This window comes from Tenacibaculum profundi, from assembly GCF_057162725.1.
The window spans coordinates 2185177-2201984 of the sequence record NZ_CM169894.1 but is presented as its reverse complement, the minus strand read 5'-3'; the positions used below and the strand labels follow the sequence as shown (position 1 = coordinate 2201984).

The 16808-nt window shown below is 28.3% G+C and carries 15 protein-coding genes; 13 read left to right on the top strand and 2 right to left on the bottom strand.

Annotation, left to right across the window (positions count from 1 at the left end; translation table 11 throughout):
• The first annotated feature begins 8 nt into the window (after nucleotides 1-8).
• The 8 genes from rnpA to AC2GW8_RS08925 all read left to right on the top strand — a co-directional run bounded on the left by rnpA (nucleotide 9) and on the right by AC2GW8_RS08925 (nucleotide 9396).
• Nucleotides 9-392 carry a ribonuclease P protein component gene (gene rnpA / locus AC2GW8_RS08960; protein WP_440879533.1) on the top strand — a complete coding sequence of 128 codons (384 nt, stop codon included), beginning with the start codon at nucleotides 9-11 and terminating at the stop codon, nucleotides 390-392.
• The gene (locus AC2GW8_RS08955; RefSeq protein ID WP_440879532.1) at nucleotides 382-2007 is read left to right on the top strand and encodes a S41 family peptidase; all 1626 of its coding nucleotides are present in this window, start codon (nucleotides 382-384) and stop codon (nucleotides 2005-2007) included. Before rnpA ends, AC2GW8_RS08955 begins: the two co-directional genes overlap by 11 nt.
• A gap of 34 nt (nucleotides 2008-2041) precedes the next feature.
• A complete protein-coding gene (locus AC2GW8_RS08950; RefSeq protein WP_440879531.1) occupies nucleotides 2042-3742 on the top strand; it encodes a DUF6909 family protein in 1701 nt (566 codons plus the stop codon).
• Nucleotides 3729-4802 (top strand): hypothetical protein, encoded by a 1074-nt coding sequence (locus AC2GW8_RS08945; RefSeq protein ID WP_440879530.1) that lies wholly within the window; start codon nucleotides 3729-3731, stop codon nucleotides 4800-4802. The genes AC2GW8_RS08950 and AC2GW8_RS08945 overlap by 14 nt, the downstream gene beginning before the upstream one ends.
• A 100-nt stretch (nucleotides 4803-4902) precedes the next feature.
• A complete protein-coding gene (locus AC2GW8_RS08940; RefSeq protein ID WP_440879529.1) occupies nucleotides 4903-6033 on the top strand; it encodes a glycosyltransferase family 4 protein in 1131 nt (376 codons plus the stop codon).
• Nucleotides 6034-7215, top strand: coding sequence for an MATE family efflux transporter (locus tag AC2GW8_RS08935; RefSeq protein WP_440879528.1), 1182 nt, complete (start codon nucleotides 6034-6036; stop codon nucleotides 7213-7215). It begins immediately after the preceding gene.
• On the top strand, nucleotides 7212-8597 hold the full coding sequence (locus AC2GW8_RS08930) for an O-antigen ligase family protein (RefSeq protein WP_440879527.1): 1386 nt from the start codon (nucleotides 7212-7214) through the stop codon (nucleotides 8595-8597). Before AC2GW8_RS08935 ends, AC2GW8_RS08930 begins: the two co-directional genes overlap by 4 nt.
• Nucleotides 8590-9396: a glycosyltransferase family 2 protein gene (locus AC2GW8_RS08925; protein WP_440879526.1), complete on the top strand. Its 807-nt coding sequence runs from the start codon at nucleotides 8590-8592 to the stop codon at nucleotides 9394-9396. Before AC2GW8_RS08930 ends, AC2GW8_RS08925 begins: the two co-directional genes overlap by 8 nt.
• Here the strand turns inward: AC2GW8_RS08925 and AC2GW8_RS08920 are convergent.
• Nucleotides 9374-9496: a hypothetical protein gene (locus AC2GW8_RS08920; protein WP_440882231.1), complete on the bottom strand. Its 123-nt coding sequence runs from the start codon at nucleotides 9494-9496 to the stop codon at nucleotides 9374-9376. The genes AC2GW8_RS08925 and AC2GW8_RS08920 overlap by 23 nt on opposite strands.
• Between AC2GW8_RS08920 and AC2GW8_RS08915 the strand changes: the two genes are divergently transcribed.
• The 5 genes from AC2GW8_RS08915 to purD all read left to right on the top strand — a co-directional run bounded on the left by AC2GW8_RS08915 (nucleotide 9450) and on the right by purD (nucleotide 15034).
• The gene (locus AC2GW8_RS08915) at nucleotides 9450-10559 is read left to right on the top strand and encodes an O-antigen ligase family protein (RefSeq protein ID WP_440882197.1); all 1110 of its coding nucleotides are present in this window, start codon (nucleotides 9450-9452) and stop codon (nucleotides 10557-10559) included. The genes AC2GW8_RS08920 and AC2GW8_RS08915 overlap by 47 nt on opposite strands.
• Entirely contained in the window at nucleotides 10556-11671 is a 1116-nt protein-coding gene (locus tag AC2GW8_RS08910; protein ID WP_440879525.1) for a glycosyltransferase, read from the top strand. The genes AC2GW8_RS08915 and AC2GW8_RS08910 overlap by 4 nt, the downstream gene beginning before the upstream one ends.
• Nucleotides 11672-12046: 375 nt before the next feature.
• A complete protein-coding gene (locus AC2GW8_RS08905) occupies nucleotides 12047-12946 on the top strand; it encodes a sugar transferase (RefSeq protein ID WP_440879524.1) in 900 nt (299 codons plus the stop codon).
• Nucleotides 12947-13696, top strand: coding sequence for a glycosyltransferase (locus AC2GW8_RS08900; protein WP_440879523.1), 750 nt, complete (start codon nucleotides 12947-12949; stop codon nucleotides 13694-13696). It begins immediately after the preceding gene.
• Nucleotides 13697-13756: 60 nt separating this feature from the next.
• Nucleotides 13757-15034 carry a phosphoribosylamine--glycine ligase gene (purD, locus tag AC2GW8_RS08895; RefSeq protein WP_440879522.1) on the top strand — a complete coding sequence of 426 codons (1278 nt, stop codon included), beginning with the start codon at nucleotides 13757-13759 and terminating at the stop codon, nucleotides 15032-15034.
• Nucleotides 15035-15151: 117 nt separating this feature from the next.
• Here purD and AC2GW8_RS08890 read toward each other — a convergent pair whose 3' ends face one another.
• A complete protein-coding gene (locus AC2GW8_RS08890; RefSeq protein WP_440879521.1) occupies nucleotides 15152-16690 on the bottom strand; it encodes an Rne/Rng family ribonuclease in 1539 nt (512 codons plus the stop codon).
• Nucleotides 16691-16808: the final 118 nt, after the last annotated feature.

The window sequence follows — 16808 nt, the reverse complement described above, 5'->3', positions numbered from 1 at the left end:
TGTATATTATGAGATTTACTTTAAGAAGAGAAGAGCGACTAAAAAGCAAAAAAATAATAGCTAAGTTATATGATGAGGGGAAGTCTATTAAAGTTTTTCCTCTTAGAATGGTTTATTTACAAATTGAACACACTTCAAACTACCCTGTGCAAATAGGATTTTCTGTACCAAAGCGAAATTTTAAAAGAGCAGTCGATAGAAATAAAATTAAAAGACTCTTAAGAGAATGTTATCGTAAAGAAAAACACACTATTTATTCGGAGTCTAATAAAAAATTTGTGTTTATGATTTCTTATCTTGCGAAAGAAGATAGAGGGTACTTTGAAATTGAAATGAAAATGAAAAAACTATTAACCAATTTTATAACGGAAATAAATAAAGATGAAAAATAAAAGGTTTTTTACGTGGAGTTTAACGATTGTGATAATAGTTTTTTTTTCCTTCCAGTCTAGGTTTTTTGAAATTGCTAAGCAGATAGAAATCTACAATACATTGTTTAAGGAAATAAACATGAATTATATCGATGAAATTAATCCAGGTGACTTTACCGATAAGACTATTAAAAATACTTTGAAAAGTTTAGATCCATATACTAACTTTTATAATGAACAGGATGTCGAGGATGCCAGAATAAGAAGAGAAGGTGAGTATGGAGGTATCGGCGTAACGACATTCTATACAAAAAGAGGGGTTGTCCTAACAGAAGTTTACAAGGGTTTTCCTGCAGATTTGGCTAATTTAAAACCAGGTGATGTTATTGTTGAAGTTGATGGTCAACCTTTGTTAGGTTTAGAAAAAGCACAGCTATCTCAAATGCTAAAAGGAACTCCTGGAAAAAAACTTTCTTTGAAGGTTAAATCAAAAAAAGCAATCAAAAATGTTGAAATAGAATTAGATAAAATTATTGTTAATCCTGTACCTTTTTTTGATATGGTAGATCAAGAAACAGGCTATGTTGTTTTAACACGTTTTATAAATAGAAAAGCAACAGATGAAGTTAAAAAAGCCATTGATTCTTTGAAGAAAAGAGGTATGCGTAAGCTAATATTTGATTTGAGAAGTAATCCGGGGGGCTCTCTTTTTGATGCTGTTAATATAACCAATTTATTTATACCCAAAGGAGAAAGAGTTGTTGACACTAGGGGTAAAACAAAAAAAAATAGTAGAATTTATAAAACAAGTAAAGAACCATTAGATAAAGAGATCCCATTAGTTGTTTTAATTGACGATCGTTCGGCTTCAGCTTCTGAGATAGTTTCGGGAGCTCTACAAGACTATGATAGAGCTATTGTATTAGGAAAGCGTTCTTTCGGTAAAGGACTGGTTCAAAGATATTATGACCTTACTTATGGAACACAAGCTAAAATTACAATTTCCAAGTATTATACACCAAGTGGAAGGTGTATCCAAGAATTAGATTATTCAAATAGAGATCCTAAAACAAAAAAAGTTCCGAAATTTTCTGACGGAGAAGTTTCTTCGTTTAAAACTAAAAATGGAAGAACTGTATATGATGGAGGAGGGGTAACTCCAGATGTATCATCAAAGTATGTTGATAAAAATGAATCGACAAAAGCTCTTTTGAAATCGAGAGCAATATTTACTTTTGTAGAAGAGCATACCAGTAAAATTGGGATAATTGATTCATTAAAGTACAAATTTAAAGAGTCAGATTTTGAGATGTTTAAGAGTTTTTTATTTGAAAAAGATACGGCATTTGTAACCAAAGAAGAAAAGCTTTTTAAAAAAGCTTATAAAATTATTGAAGACAAAAAAAAAATAGAGAAAGAGTATGAAAGTCTTCAATTAAAACTAAAGCAAGATAAAATAAAAGAAATCAATAAAAATAAGGATGTAATTATGACCAGTATAGAAAAAGAAATAGTTAAGAACTTTTACTATAGAGAAGGTATGTACAGGCATCAACTACGAAATGATGAAGTAATTAAACAGGCCTTAGAATTACTCAATGATGAGGATAGGTATAATTCAATACTTAAAAAATAAAACAAACTATATAACCTAATACTTGATTAAACAAATGTCAAAACCAAATCAGAAAGAAAGAACAAGGGCTCAGGAGTCAACCAGTGCGATTGAACGTTTGTATATTTCAATGCGACACCTTTTTAGTCGTGGATTTTATAAACCAATGGGAGTTTCAGGAGAAACACTAATAAAATCGTTGTTAGCATTAAGGCCTGAAATATATGGTTCTATTACAGAGAAAAAAACAGAATTAAATGGCTTAACTTATGTAATAGAAAGATTACCTGAAGGAATTGAAGAGTGTCAATTTATTAACTTAACGGCAGACGAAGGTTATAGAAATTCTAATTTTGAAGTAATAATTCCTCCAAAAAGAAGAAGAAATTGCTACAGAATAGATAAAGATCAAATGAATATCGAAATAACTAGAGGACGTTCAGAGATATATGATATTCTTACACATTTAACTTTTCTATTTATTGAGTCCCATAAAATTAAAGATAGAGTAATGATTGGCACTTCAAAAGAAAAGTTCATAAGAGAATGGACTCATTTGGAGGAAACGGTAATTTATAATAAAACTCTTTTGGACCAAGAAAGAGATGTAATGATTGTTCATCTAGCAAGTATTCTAGGTAGAACTTATGATGAGGTTTACGATAGTTATAATTCTTTCGGCTCAGATGAAAATCCTAATCGTTTCCTACATCTAATTTATTGGTTAGGTAAACTTGCTATAAATGAGGTAGTTCATGACAAAAAAAGATCTGTTAAGTTTAGTTCTATATTAATTGATGAAATTGGTCGTCATTTCTATGGTGAAGTATGGGCAAATAACATAAAAAACACACTCTTAGAAAATAACTTAATCAATAGACCCATCCATATCATTAGTGCTAATATGCATAGTGTAATGAATACAATTTATGCAAAAAATGCACTACCAAAGGAAGCTAAAACGAAGGAACTTTTTGAACTTTTTGAGTTACTGAGTAATTCTTCGAGTGAAAACTTACAAACTAAAGTAAAGAAATATGCTTCTGAAAATGGATTGATTTATTTGAAAGATACTTCAGGTACCAATATCAATGTTCAAGTTATTGATACAGAAAAATTGAGTTCAAATACTACTTATTTAAATAAAACTGAATCGTCTAATGACAAACCGGTTATTATTGTTATGGATTATGCTTTTGGAGAACAAGCATATGAAACAATGGATGAGTTATTGAAACCATATAAAGTTAATGATTTAGATATTCATTTAAATGTTGAATCTGTGTCTATTATGGGAAAAGCAGGAATTTTAGAGGGAGGTAAAGGAGATATAATGATTCCAACTTCTCATATTTTTGAAGGTACAGCAGATAATTATCCTTTTAAAAATGAATTATCAAAAGAAGACTTAGAGGGATTTGGCGTTGAAGTTTTTGACGGATCTATGGTTACTGTTCTAGGTACTTCATTACAAAATAAGGACCTTTTAAAATTCTTTCATGATTCAACTTGGGATGTTATTGGGTTAGAGATGGAAGGAGCTCATTATCAAAAAGCAATTCAATCTGCTTCAAGGATAAGAGGAAATATTTCGGAAGAGGTTAAAGTCCGATATGCTTATTATGCATCAGATAATCCGCTAGAAACAGGGGCAACATTAGCATCTGGAGGTTTAGGAATGAGTGGCGTTACTCCTACATATGCCATTACTCAAAAAATTCTTGAACAAATTTTTAAATGCAATGAGCAATTATAAGGAGGAAGAAGCGGACTTAGGATCATTATTTTCAATAATTGGAAAAGGTTTTTCTAAACTTTTGATGTTAATAAGAAATGGTTTTAAAAATATTTTTTATTTTTTGATTGAGAGTTTACTTTTTTTTAAACAAAATTATAAAGTACTAGGGATAGCCCTTGCAATGGGGGCTATCATTGGACTTATAATAGAACTGAATGAAGAAACTAAGTATAGTTCTAATCTTCTGGTTCAAACAAACTTCAATAGTGCCAGGCAGTTATATAGTAATGTTAACTTCTACAATAACCTGGTTAAACAGAAAGAAATAAGTATTTTATCAGAAACATTTGGGATAGATTTAGAAGAAGCATCATCATTGAAACAATTTAAAGTTGAACCTATTATAGATAGTAAAGATCTTATTGTAACTTATGATAAATTAATTCTTCAAATAGATACAATTGCGGTTAAAAGCTACCCTTTTTCTGATTTTAAGAAGACATTTAATAAGTTTAATTACAAATTGCATAATATTGAAGTGCAATCATCAAAACAGGATGTTTTTTCCAAGTTGGATGAAATAATTATTTCATCTGTTACTAAAAACAAGTATTTTAATAAATTAAAAGAATTAACCAATGAGAATTTAAATAGGACTGATGCTTTGTTAAGAAAAAATTTAAAGCAAACAGATTCATTACATGATACCTATAAAAAAGTTCTTTTGGGTGGCTCAAAAGTTTCTCATCAGGGAATAAATATAAATCTAGGAGATACAAAAAAAGTAAATAAAGAAAAGGAATTAGAGTTGTTTTCAACAATTCTTGAAATAAATAAAGAACTTAAGAATGTTAGTGAGGAAAAAACAGAAAAGTCTGAGGTAATAAATGTGATTTCAAATTTTCAAGTTATTGGATACAGAATCAATGGGGTTTATGAAAATAGATCTGTACAACTCGCATTTCTTTCCTTTTTTTCTATGGTATTTATTTTACTGCTACTTAAACTTAATAAATTTTTGGAAAAATATAGTATTCGTAAAGATTATATACAAAGCCACATTGAAAAACAAAATTGATTTAAAAAGAATAATTTAATTATTTTCAGTTCATATTTTATAATAAAAATGAAATAAAACTATACGATAAATAGTATCTTAGAGTAGATTTACTATTAGATTGAAAGAGCTATTGATTTTATCGAATATTTCTTCAGAAAAATATGGAGATTCAACAAGACCTTATTTCTTAGGAAGGTATTTGAGTTCTTGCTTCCGCGTAACTCATTTTTGCTTGCTAGAGGAATTAAAAGATAATATTAAGTATGAAAAATTACCAAGTTCGTTATCTTTTTCAAGACCATTATCAATTTGGAAAGTTGTTCAAAAAATTAATAAGAGTATAAAGAAAAAAGAGTTTAAGATACTTTATACTCATCAGTTGCTTTATGGTATTATTGGGTCTTTTGTAAAATTGATGAACCCTAGATTACCATTTTACGTCGATTTTCATTCTTGTGAGTATTTTGAGTTAAAATATCAACCAAACAAGCACTTAAAAGAACGACTTAGAATATTTCTTGTTCCTTACCTTGAGAGGTTTATATGTGAAAAATCTGATAAAATTATTACAGTGTCCGAAGAAACAAAAAACCTTTTAGTTAACTATTATTCCATAGACCAAGAAAAAATCATAGTTATTAAAAATGCTACGGACACATCAGTAATAAGTAAAGTAGATACTTTTGATAAAGCTAAACTAGAAAAGTATAGGCTAGATAAGAAAAATAATGTACTAGCTATGTTCCCCAATCCGAGAAATGGTTTTGTGAGTAACGAGTTGGCAATGGAGTTTTTATTTGAGGTAGCTGAAAAAGTTAGGAAGAAAAGGAACGATATTAAATTTTTAATTTTAGGTGGAGGAAAGACACCCAAGATAAGTTTAGATAATGTCATTTTTACGGGATACGTTAAAGATTACAATGAATGGTTAAATATAGCTGATGTTTGCATTGCTACTTATCCTCTCAATGCTGTATGTGGTGGAGTAAGAAATAAGATATGTGATTATTTGGCTGTTGGAAAGCCTATTATTGCAACAAAAGAGAGCATGAGAGGATTTGATGATCTACTGCCTGATATTCATTATTATGAGTGTAATACAGTAATATCTTTTTCAGAAAAGCTGATTCATTTTGACAAAACCGATAATAATTTAAACAATATGGCTTTTAGAAACTTAAAAAAATCTAAGATATACAGTTGGGATAAAAAAGCAGAAGCACTAATTGATGTTTTTAACCAAGTGTAAATGATAAAAAGTATTGTTCAAATATTTTCAGCACATGTTGTTGCTAAAGCCATTGGACTCTTAACTTTTATAATAATAATTGAGTTTCTTAGTCTTGAACAATTTGGAAAGTATAGTTATTTTCTTATTGTCCTTAATTTAATGGGGGTGATTGTTGACCCATTCACTGCATCTTACTTAGTTGATTTTAAAACAGAATCTTTTAAGAAATACAATCTAGGTATTTTTTCAATTAGTCTCATTTTATTGCCTGTTTTTTACGGAGTACTTTACTTTTTAAAATTACCATTAAATGTTGAAGTTTTTATGCTATTTGGTTTTACTTTTCTTATGAGTGTAATGTTAAAGTCTTTTTTAAACACTTATGAATCTTTTTTAAATTATGGATTAATTGATGTTTTTAGACAAATAAGTATTTTTTTTAGTACCATAACATACTTCTGCATTTATGAAAATTATGATTATATTTTTTTGTTGAAAGTAAATTATAGCATTGCCTTTTTGACCATGTTATTATTAGTACCAATTTATATAAATAAAGATTTTATTTTTTTTGATGTTAGCTTTTCAACACTGAAAAATCTTTTTTATAAATCCAGGTACTTAATTTTTTATACAGCGTTTATTCCTATATTTTCTTTTTTAGATTCGTATTTTGTAAGTAAATCTCTTACCGAAAGAGACTTAGGACTGTATTCTTTTTCTTTAAAAGTTTATAATATGTCATTAATGCTAGTTGTGCCAATGTTTACGGTTCTAAATATTAAGCAGATAGAAATAGTGAAAAAAAATGCGTATGCTTTCTATGTAAAAGAAAAAGTTAGAAAAGTATTACTTTTTTCAACCTGTATCTTTATTCTTTTTTTAGTAGCTAATTATATTTTATTGAATTATGTATACATTGATTATAAAGAATCGATTATAAACACAACTATTCTTTTATTTGGTTCTTATATTACTTACTCTTCACTACCTTTTTCTTTTTTAATAGCTTACAAAAAATATAAGGTTTTATTCACAATTGCTGTTTTAGCAATAGGAATAAATATTTTATTAAATACTTTATTTATAGAAAAGTATGGGACAGTTATAGCCGCAACATCTACGCTTCTATCTCAGATTATAATTAACTTGGGTTCTGTGATTGCATCTTTTATTATTTTTAAAAGTATTAAAAAATGAATATATCTCTGAGAAAAATATACACGGTCTTATTTTTTTTAGGGGTTTTTTTTATCCCTTTTAATTCTTATAGAGGTATTTCTTTTCTAGGAGAATATAGAAGAGATGCTGCTATTTTATTTTTTTTAGCAAGCATACTATTTTGTTTCCTTGAAGTAATGCTTAAACGAAAAATAGTTGTTCCGATTAAAAGTATTTATTTCCAAATATTACTGTTATTTGTTATGTGCTTAATATTTAGCATTGGTGTAAATTTCATTTCGGTTTTAGATAACTACTATAAGCAAACCTCTGGATTGAATAGGTTTTTAAGGCAGTTTATAGCATTATTGTTGATGATCTTGGTGTTTTTAGTCTGTCATGCGATTACAATAAGATATTCCGTAAAACAAGTTCTTTTTAAATTTAGGAAAGCGTTTCTTTATTCTTTTATTGTGGTAGTATTTTATGGTTTTTTTGAATGTTTAATTGTTTATTTTAAAATTTTGGCATTCAAAGATTTTCTATTTTTATTTAATTATTTTCCTTTTACAGATGTTTATTTAGATACAACTTTTGGAAGAATTTCATCTGTTTCCTATGAACCCCCATTTTTAGCTATTTATTTAATAACAGTGTCCGGATGGATGTTTAGTTACATAGTGACAGAAAAAGGATTCTCAAGGTATATACCAAGTATTCTAATTATGTTACTTACTTTTTTTTCAGGATCAAGAACAGCTTTTATTGTAGTTTCATTGCAATTGAGTGCATTCTTATGGATTACTTTTTCTGTTAGTAAAAAGTTTCAAAATATTTTACAGAGATTTATTTTAATCAATTTTATGTTTTTTACAATTCTACTTTCGTTTAACCATTCAAAAATTATTCCGGCGATAGAGAAAAAAATACAAACATTAAATTTTAAGAAAAATATTGACACAAATGTCTCCAATAAATCAAGATTTGGAATTCAATATGCTTCATTATTAGTGTTTAGTGAAAATCCAATTTTAGGGGTAGGTTTCGGACAACAAACATATCATTCTATAGATAGGTACCCAATGTGGGCAACAAAGGAAAATTATGAATTTAAAGAGTCGTATTTAAATCAATTGAAAAAATCTTTTCCTCCTGGTTTTAATATGTATACTAGATTACTTGCAGAAACAGGATTAGTTGGCACTATGATTTTTATAAGTTTTATTTTTATTCTCATATATATATCAAAAAAAAGAATTTTATCCCAATTTAATGAACAACGCGTATTGTCTATTATTATTTATGTATCTTTTGTAGGCTTTACAATAAATTGGTTTCAATTTGATAGTTTTAGACTTTATGGTTTTTGGATTTGTCTTTCTCTTTTTATTTATAATGGGAAATATTTAGTTAATGAATAAAACACTATTATTAATTCCTCATTTTAACAACCAAGAAGGCTTGATAAAATCAATTCATTCAATAAATGAAGGAGAGAATATAGATGTTTTAGTAGTTGATGATGGTAGTTTTTTTGATATTAATGAATTTCAGATTACAGAAAACTTTAATGCGAAAGGGCAAATTTTCTTCAGATATTTAAATTATAATAAGGGAATAGAAGAGGCATTAAATTATGGATTAAGTATAGCGTTTTCTATGAATTATAAATATTTAGCAAGACTTGATTGTGGTGATGTATGTATTGGAAATAGGTTTAAAATTCAAGAGGAGTTTTTAGATAAAAATAGCGACATAGTCTTGGTTGGATCATACGTTAATTTTGTGAATAAGGAAGGGGTAATGATACATAGACTACGCTTGCCAACTAAAGACAGATTTATCAGAAAAAAAATGTATTTAAATGCAATGCATATCCACCCTTCGATAATGTTTAAATTGTCGATAATTAAAAAAATAGGAGTATACCCAACAAAATATAAAGCTGCTGAAGATTATGCTTTTTTTTTTAAAATTTTAAAGGAATTTAAAGTAGCAAATTTAAATAGGTTTTTAGTCAGTTGCGAAGCCAATAATAACGGAATTTCACGTAAATTTAGGAAAGAACAGATAAAAAGTAGAATAAGAATTATTCTTGATAATTTTTATTTCGGAATATATCCTATTTATGGGTTATTAAGAAGCCTGATTCTGTATATAACTCCAAATAAAGTAACAGAATCAGTTAAAAGTATATTTAAGATGTGGAAAAAAAACTAGCTAACACAACCAACTTTATAACAGCTCTTCTTATGTTTTTCTTACCTCTTTCGATGGCAATTCCAAACATATTATTGGTGTTAATAATTGTTCTATTCATTTTGCAGAGAAAAAATACTATTTGGTTCTCAAATTACATAGGGGTTGCGTTTGCATTTGGATGTATTTCTCTTTTCAAAGATATTTTACTAACTGAACAACCGAATGATATAACCGAATATAAATTTTCTTTACTACTGATTTTTGTATTAGTTGTGGGGATAAATATACATAATTACATATGGCTAGAAATAGGTTTTGTTTTAGGCACCTTATCAGCTGTTTTTAGAGCTATATATAGAATTGTAAACTATTATTTTTTAAATGATGTGATCCCATTTGGGAACACGTCAGGTATTAATGAGTTGATAATAATAGATAGGCCATACATTGGTTTCATGTGTGTTATATCTATTATCTTTTTGAGTAAGTTCATGAAACTAAGAAAAAATGTGAGAACAAACGTCTTATTTACTTTATGTCAAATTATATTAGTAACGTTTATATATTTAATTACAGCTCGCCTAGCATTGATGATGATTTGCTGTTATTTTATACGTATAGTTTTCAAAAAAAGAAATTTTAAAAAAATAAAAACTTGGGGTGTATGTATATTTTGTTTAGGATTGATTTTTCTATTAGGAAATAAAAATATTAAAGAACGATTCTACGTGGGTGGGTCTATAAAAACAACAGTTAATAAGTTAAAAGATTACGAACCGAGATTTACTATTTGGAAGTGTGGATTTGAACAACAAAAGTTTGACAGTTTTTCTTTGTTATTTGGATTTTCTGAAATAAAAGAGGTTCAAAAAAATTTGCTTCAATGCTATTATGAAATAATAGATAAAAAATCAAAAAGAGATTACTATCTCAAAATGAATTTTAATATGCACAATCAGTTTTTGGATGTTTTTTTAAAAAATGGTTTATTGGGGTTAAGTTTGTTTTTATGCCTTTGTTTTTTTTGGTTTTTCAAAAAAAAATTAAGTTTTGAACAAAGGATCGTTATATTTTTTACAATTATTTTTTTAACAATAGAAAACCTTTTAAATCGACAATTAGGAACCTATCTTCTAATTTTTTTAATACCTTTTAAGTATAAAAAAGAAGATAAACAATGATTAAAATTCTTCATATTGCCAGGCCTCTTGGAGGAATAGGTACTTATATTCAGTTGTTAAATGAGCATTTAGATAAAAATCAATTTAAGAATTTAATACTCTGTAATTATAAAGATGATTTAAGCTTTATAAAAGATAAAACCATAAATAACAATAACTTTTCACACATTAATTTAAGAAGAGAGGTTTCTCCTTTGTCTGATATAATATGTTTGTTTTCTATACTAAAAAAGGTAAAGCAAATACAACCAGATGTAATACATTGTCATAGTGCTAAGGCAGGTTTTTTCGGTAGATTAATAGGTGCTTATCTAGGCATTTCAACTCTATATACGCCCCACGCGTTTTCTTATCTTAGTTCAGGTTCTGTATTTAAAAAATTGTTATTTCTCTTAATAGAGAAATCTTTTGTACGGTTTCCGTCAAGTATTTTATGTTGCTCAGAATCCGAGTACCACAGAGCTGTTTTTGATCTGAATTTTAAAAAAAATAAAGTGTTTATTTGGAGAAATTCTATCAAAGATCCAAGTCTTTTTCTAAAATTAAAAAATACGTCAAAACTTACTGAGAATTATATATGTTCAATTGGGAGGTTGTCTTTCCAGAAAAATCCACTTTTGTTAATAGATGTATTCGAAGAAATAAAAAAGAGAGGTAAGTCATTTAAACTCGTTGTTCTTGGGGTAGGCTTTTATTCACCCTTTTTGGCAAAAATAAATAAAGTTATTAGAGATAAGAATTTAATAAATGATGTTTTTTTAATGAATTGGACAGGAAGAGAAGAAGTACTACAAATTCTTAAAAATGCATTGTTATATGTATCTACCTCAAAGTATGAAGGGTTGCCATATTCATTATTAGAAGCTTTGTCTTTATCTAAAGCTTGTGTTGTGACGGATGTAGACGGTAATAAGGATTTAGTAATAAACAATTTTAATGGATATAAGTTACCTGAGAATGCAAAAGAAATTGCAGAAAAAATTATTTGGTTAATAGAAAATACCAATGAAAGGAAACAGATGGAATACAATTCACGAAAATTGTTTGAAAAATCTTTTAGAATAGAGGATAATATTCATCTTTTACAGGATATCTATAAAAAAGTAGTTTAAATGAAATGTAGCGGTTCAAAAAATAAGAAGACTATTTATTTATACAAAGTCTTATTTGTGCTAATCATAGGGTTTTTTGTTTCTACAAAAATAGTCGATACTGGTTTGATTTTTTATCTGCAAGCTATTACTTTAGTTTTTATCATTTACCTTTTGAGTATATATGTATTCGTAGCTAAATTATGTTTAAACACATCTTTAATTCGGTTACTTATTTTAATTTTTAATTATCTAGTGTTTTTTTTATTTTATGCTAAAAATGTATTGAAAGAAAATGAATTAGGGGACTTTGTATCACTTGTTTTATTACTACTTTTTATACCCTTTATTGAGTTTTATATATTAAAAAATAGAACTGTTGTAAATAGACCTTTGTTGAAAACAAATTTTTATTTTGAGGAAGAGGTGTTCAGGATAATTATAGAATTAATTTGTACAAACCCATTACGAACAGCAGGATTTTTGTATCAAATAAAAAATAAGCCGAATGGGCTTAAATATTTAACTTCAAATTTTAATGAATTACCTATAAAGTCGAAAGAAAAGCATTGGTTAAAAAATAAAAAAGACTGGAAGTATAGATTTCTCTCAAGTAGTTTAGTAGGTGAAAAAGCAGTATCAAAAAATCATGAGGTGTCAATAGGTAGTGATGAAGTAGAAAATACATCTTTTGAATTAATGAGAAGTAGGTTACTAAAAAGAATATTTGATATATTTTTTTCAATATTAGTATGTGTTTTTGTTTTATCGTGGTTATACCCAGTAATATTTATTTTCATAAAAATAGAGTCACAAGGACCAGTTATATTTAAGCAACATAGAGAAGGCCTCCATGGAAGACAGTTTATTTGTTATAAATTTAGATCAATGTATTCGAATAGTCTTACTGATAATAGAAGTGCGGATAGTAACGATAAAAGAATTACAAAAGTTGGAGCGTTTTTGAGAAGAAATAGTTTAGATGAACTTCCTCAATTTTTAAATGTTCTTTATGGTTCAATGAGTGTTGTAGGTCCAAGGCCTCACCTGAAAAGATTGGCTCAAGAATACCAAAAAGAAGTCGAAAATTATATACACAGACATGATGTAAAGCCAGGTATTACAGGTTTGGCTCAGGTAAGTGGATATAGAGGAAAAATTAGGAAAAAAGCAGATATAAAAAATAGAATTAGACTAGATGTTTTTTATATTAAAAAAAGATCATTAGGGTTAGATATAAGTATCATAATTAAAACTATTTATAACCTTTTGAAAGGAGATGAAAATGCGTGCTAAATGAATAAAGTTAAGTTGACTTGTTCTATGGTTATTTTTAATGAAAATAATGTGGTTTTAGGTAAAATAATCAATAGTTTTTTGAGTATTCCTTTTTCCAAAATTATGTATGTTATTGATAATTCACCGAAACCGAGCCATTTTATTAAAGAGCAGCAGGAAATTAAATATATTAAAAATGATAAAAATTTAGGCTTTGGGAAAGCACATAATCAAATTATAGAAAGAATAAAATATAAATCAGATTATCATCTTATTTTAAACCCAGATGTAGAGTTTGAAGGAGCAATTCTTAAGAAGTTAATAAGTGTTTTAAAAGCGAATAAAAACATCATAATGATCGCTCCTAGAGTTGTTGATAATAATGGACAATTACAGTATACATGTCGTAAACATCCAACAATTAAGGAGCTTTTATCAAGAAGGTTGGGTATTAATAGCGAATATGTTAAAAATAGAGAGTATAGAAACTTAGATTTAACCAGGCCTTTTATGCCTGAATTTATTTATGGGTGTTTTATGCTTTTTAAGACCAATAGATTTGTTGGCTTATCTGGATTTGATACACGTTATTTTCTTTATTTAGAAGATGCTGATTTGTGTAGAAAAATTTATCAGAATAATGAACAAATTTTGTATTTTCCTGAAGTTCAGATAAAACATATACATCGTAAGGGGTCTTCAAAGCAAATAAAACTTTTTTTAATCCATCTCTTATCAGCATATAAATATTTTAAAAAATGGACATGATTATAAAGAGAACTAATTCAGTCATACTTATATTTGCACCAACAAAACAACACACAAGAAATGAATATTTTAATATTAGGATCTGGAGGTAGAGAACATGCTTTTGCAAAAAAAATATCTGAAAGTGAAAGAATTAATAACTTATTTGTAGCACCTGGAAACGCAGGTACCGAAACAATAGCGACTAATATATCAATTAGTTTAACTGATTTTCATGCAGTGAAGGAGATGGTGTTGGAAAACAATATTGATATGGTTGTGGTAGGTCCAGAAGCTCCTTTAGTTGAAGGAATTCACGATTTTTTTCTAGGTGATGAAGCTTTGAGAAATGTTTCAGTCATTGGTCCTAAAAAAGATGGCGCTTTGTTGGAAGGTAGTAAGGATTTTTCCAAGCAGTTTATGGAAAAACACCAAATACCAACCGCCAAGTATAAATCTTTTACAAGTAAAACGCTAGAGGAAGGGAAGTTATTTCTCGACACATTACAGCCTCCATTTGTTTTAAAGGCAGACGGTTTAGCTGCAGGAAAAGGCGTGTTAATTTTAAATGATGTAAACGAAGCAAAAATCGAATTGGAGGAAATGCTGTCCAATAATAAGTTTGGTAAAGCATCGTCAAAAGTAGTAATTGAAGAGTTCTTAGATGGAATAGAATTATCTGTCTTTGTACTTACAGATGGTAAGAGTTATAAAGTTTTACCTTCTGCAAAAGACTATAAAAGAATAGGTGAAGGAGATACGGGATTAAATACAGGGGGAATGGGAGCTATTTCGCCTGTTCCCTTTGCAAATGACCAGTTTTTAAGTAAGGTAGAAGAAACCATAATTAAACCGACTATTAAGGGATTACAATTAGATGGTATTGATTATCGTGGATTTATTTTTATCGGTTTGATGAATGTTAATGGGAAGCCCTTTGTTATTGAGTACAACGTTAGAATGGGAGACCCAGAGACTGAAGTTGTATTGCCAAGAATTCAATCGGATTTAGTTGATTTATTTGAGGGTGTGGCTAATCAAACGTTGGAAATGAAAACGTATTCAGTAACGACTCAAACTGCAACTACAGTAATGTTGGTCTCAGGTGGATATCCAGAATCCTATGAAAAAGGAAAGGAAATCACAGGATATGATTCAATAAAAGATTCGATCGTATATCATGCAGGTACGACTTCTGATCAAGAAGGTAAAGTTGTTACCAGTGGAGGAAGAGTAATGGCTATTACATCTTTTGGAAATTCTATAGAGGAAGCTTTGGATAAATCTTATAGAAATATTGATAAAATAGCTTTTGATAAAATGAATTTCAGATCGGATATTGGATTTGATTTGAAATAAATGAATTATACGTTCGATGATTTTTAGCATTTGTATTATTTTTTTAAATTGATAAACAAAATAAAACCCCCTCTCAATTTATTTGAAAGGGGGTTAATTTCATAATAAGACTTTACCTTACTTGTTATTTTTAGTATATGAAAACTTATATTGTAAGTATAGGTAAGCATCTCTTGGTAAAATTTTTATCCACTTTTTATATCTTAAGAACCATTTAAAACGAATTGAGTTCATTCCTTTAGTCAAATATCCAGCTACAAAAGGATGCACGTTTAGCGTAACATTTTTAAAACCTTCTTTTCTGTTAAATAATTTTTCCAATTCGAATTCGAACTTATCTAATAATACTATAGGAGCTTCAACTTCTCCATTTTTATTAGGGTTGGGTTCTCTTGTTTTTATGTGTAGTTCAGGTCTTACACGTTGTCTTGTAATTTGTACTAAACCAAACTTACTAGGAGGTAAGATTTTATGTTTTGTACGGTCTAAAGACATTACTTCTTTTAAATGTTGGTATAATTTTTGTCTGTTTTCAGAACTTTTCATGTCTATGAAATCAATTACGATAATACCGCCCATATCTCTTAATTGCAATTGTCTTGCTATTTCTGATGCGGCAATTAAGTTGACTTCCAGAGCAGTTTCTTCTTGACTTAAAGCTTTATTTGATCTGTTACCGCTGTTTACATCGATAACGTGTAAAGCTTCAGTGTGCTCAATTACTAAATAAGCACCTTTACTCATAGAAACTGTTTTACCAAACGATGTTTTTATTTGCCTCTCAATACCATATTTTTCAAATATTGGGGCTTGTGATCTATGAAGTTTTACAATATTTTCTTTTGTGGGGAAAATTTCCCCTAAATATTCTTTAATTTCTTGAACTAAAGCTTCATCGTTTGTTACGATACTTGTAAAAGAATCATTCATAACATCTCTTAAAATGGAAGATGCTCTATTTAATTCACTTAAAATTTTTGTTGGTGTATTTGAATTTGGAATTCGCTTACACATATTTTTCCAACGATCTAGTGAATTTTGTAAATCTTTGTCAAGTTCTGCTACTTTTTTTCCTTCAGCAACAGTACGTAAAATAAGTCCAAAACCTTTTGGTTTTATACTTTTTGCTAATCTTTTTAAGCGCTCTTTTTCTGTATTATCAGCTATTTTCTGAGAAACTGATATTCTATTGGAAAAAGGAACTAAAACTAAATATCTACCCGCTATTGATAACTCTGAACTTATACGTGGTCCTTTGGTAGAAATCGGTTCTTTTACAATTTGTACTAATAAATTCTGACCTGATTTTAGTACATTTTTAATACTTCCATCTTTGTCAATGTCTTCTTCAAAGCGAAAGTTTTTTAAAGTGAATTCTTTAAATTTACCTGTGCTTACTTTCTTCATGAATTTATTCAAAGATTGTACTTGTGGACCCAAATCGTGGTAGTGTAAAAAACCATCTTTGGGGTATCCAACATTTACGAACGCTGCATTTAATCCAGTCATTACTTTTCCGATTTTTGCAAGGAAAATGTCTCCAACTGAAAATTTATTATCGTTTGTTTCTTTGTTTAATTCAATAAGTTTACCATCTCTTAATAAGGCAAAATCAATATCAGAAGAATTTGAACGAATAATTAACTCTGTTTTCATCTGAGTATAATTTTTTAGCCTACGTGTAAAACAATACACGAAGACGGATTATGAATTTGTAAACAGGTATTTTAATACCTTTTAAGGTGTTTAAACCTTAATGTCAATGAACTTTTCT

Excerpts from the sequence above, each read along its gene's own strand:
- AC2GW8_RS08955 (WP_440879532.1), top strand. The coding sequence starts at position 382 with ATGAAAAATAAAAGGTTTTTTACGTGGAGTTTAACGATTGTGATAATA.
- AC2GW8_RS08890 (WP_440879521.1), bottom strand. The coding sequence starts at position 16,690 with ATGAAAACAGAGTTAATTATTCGTTCAAATTCTTCTGATATTGATTTT.
- AC2GW8_RS08915 (WP_440882197.1), top strand. The coding sequence starts at position 9,450 with ATGGCAATTCCAAACATATTATTGGTGTTAATAATTGTTCTATTCATT.
- rnpA (WP_440879533.1), top strand. The coding sequence starts at position 9 with ATGAGATTTACTTTAAGAAGAGAAGAGCGACTAAAAAGCAAAAAAATA.
- AC2GW8_RS08910 (WP_440879525.1), top strand. The coding sequence starts at position 10,556 with ATGATTAAAATTCTTCATATTGCCAGGCCTCTTGGAGGAATAGGTACT.
- AC2GW8_RS08930 (WP_440879527.1), top strand. The coding sequence starts at position 7,212 with ATGAATATATCTCTGAGAAAAATATACACGGTCTTATTTTTTTTAGGG.
- AC2GW8_RS08945 (WP_440879530.1), top strand. The coding sequence starts at position 3,729 with ATGAGCAATTATAAGGAGGAAGAAGCGGACTTAGGATCATTATTTTCA.
- AC2GW8_RS08935 (WP_440879528.1), top strand. The coding sequence starts at position 6,034 with ATGATAAAAAGTATTGTTCAAATATTTTCAGCACATGTTGTTGCTAAA.
- AC2GW8_RS08950 (WP_440879531.1), top strand. The coding sequence starts at position 2,042 with ATGTCAAAACCAAATCAGAAAGAAAGAACAAGGGCTCAGGAGTCAACC.
- purD (WP_440879522.1), top strand. The coding sequence starts at position 13,757 with ATGAATATTTTAATATTAGGATCTGGAGGTAGAGAACATGCTTTTGCA.
- AC2GW8_RS08920 (WP_440882231.1), bottom strand. The coding sequence starts at position 9,496 with ATGAATAGAACAATTATTAACACCAATAATATGTTTGGAATTGCCATC.
- AC2GW8_RS08900 (WP_440879523.1), top strand. The coding sequence starts at position 12,947 with ATGAATAAAGTTAAGTTGACTTGTTCTATGGTTATTTTTAATGAAAAT.
- AC2GW8_RS08925 (WP_440879526.1), top strand. The coding sequence starts at position 8,590 with ATGAATAAAACACTATTATTAATTCCTCATTTTAACAACCAAGAAGGC.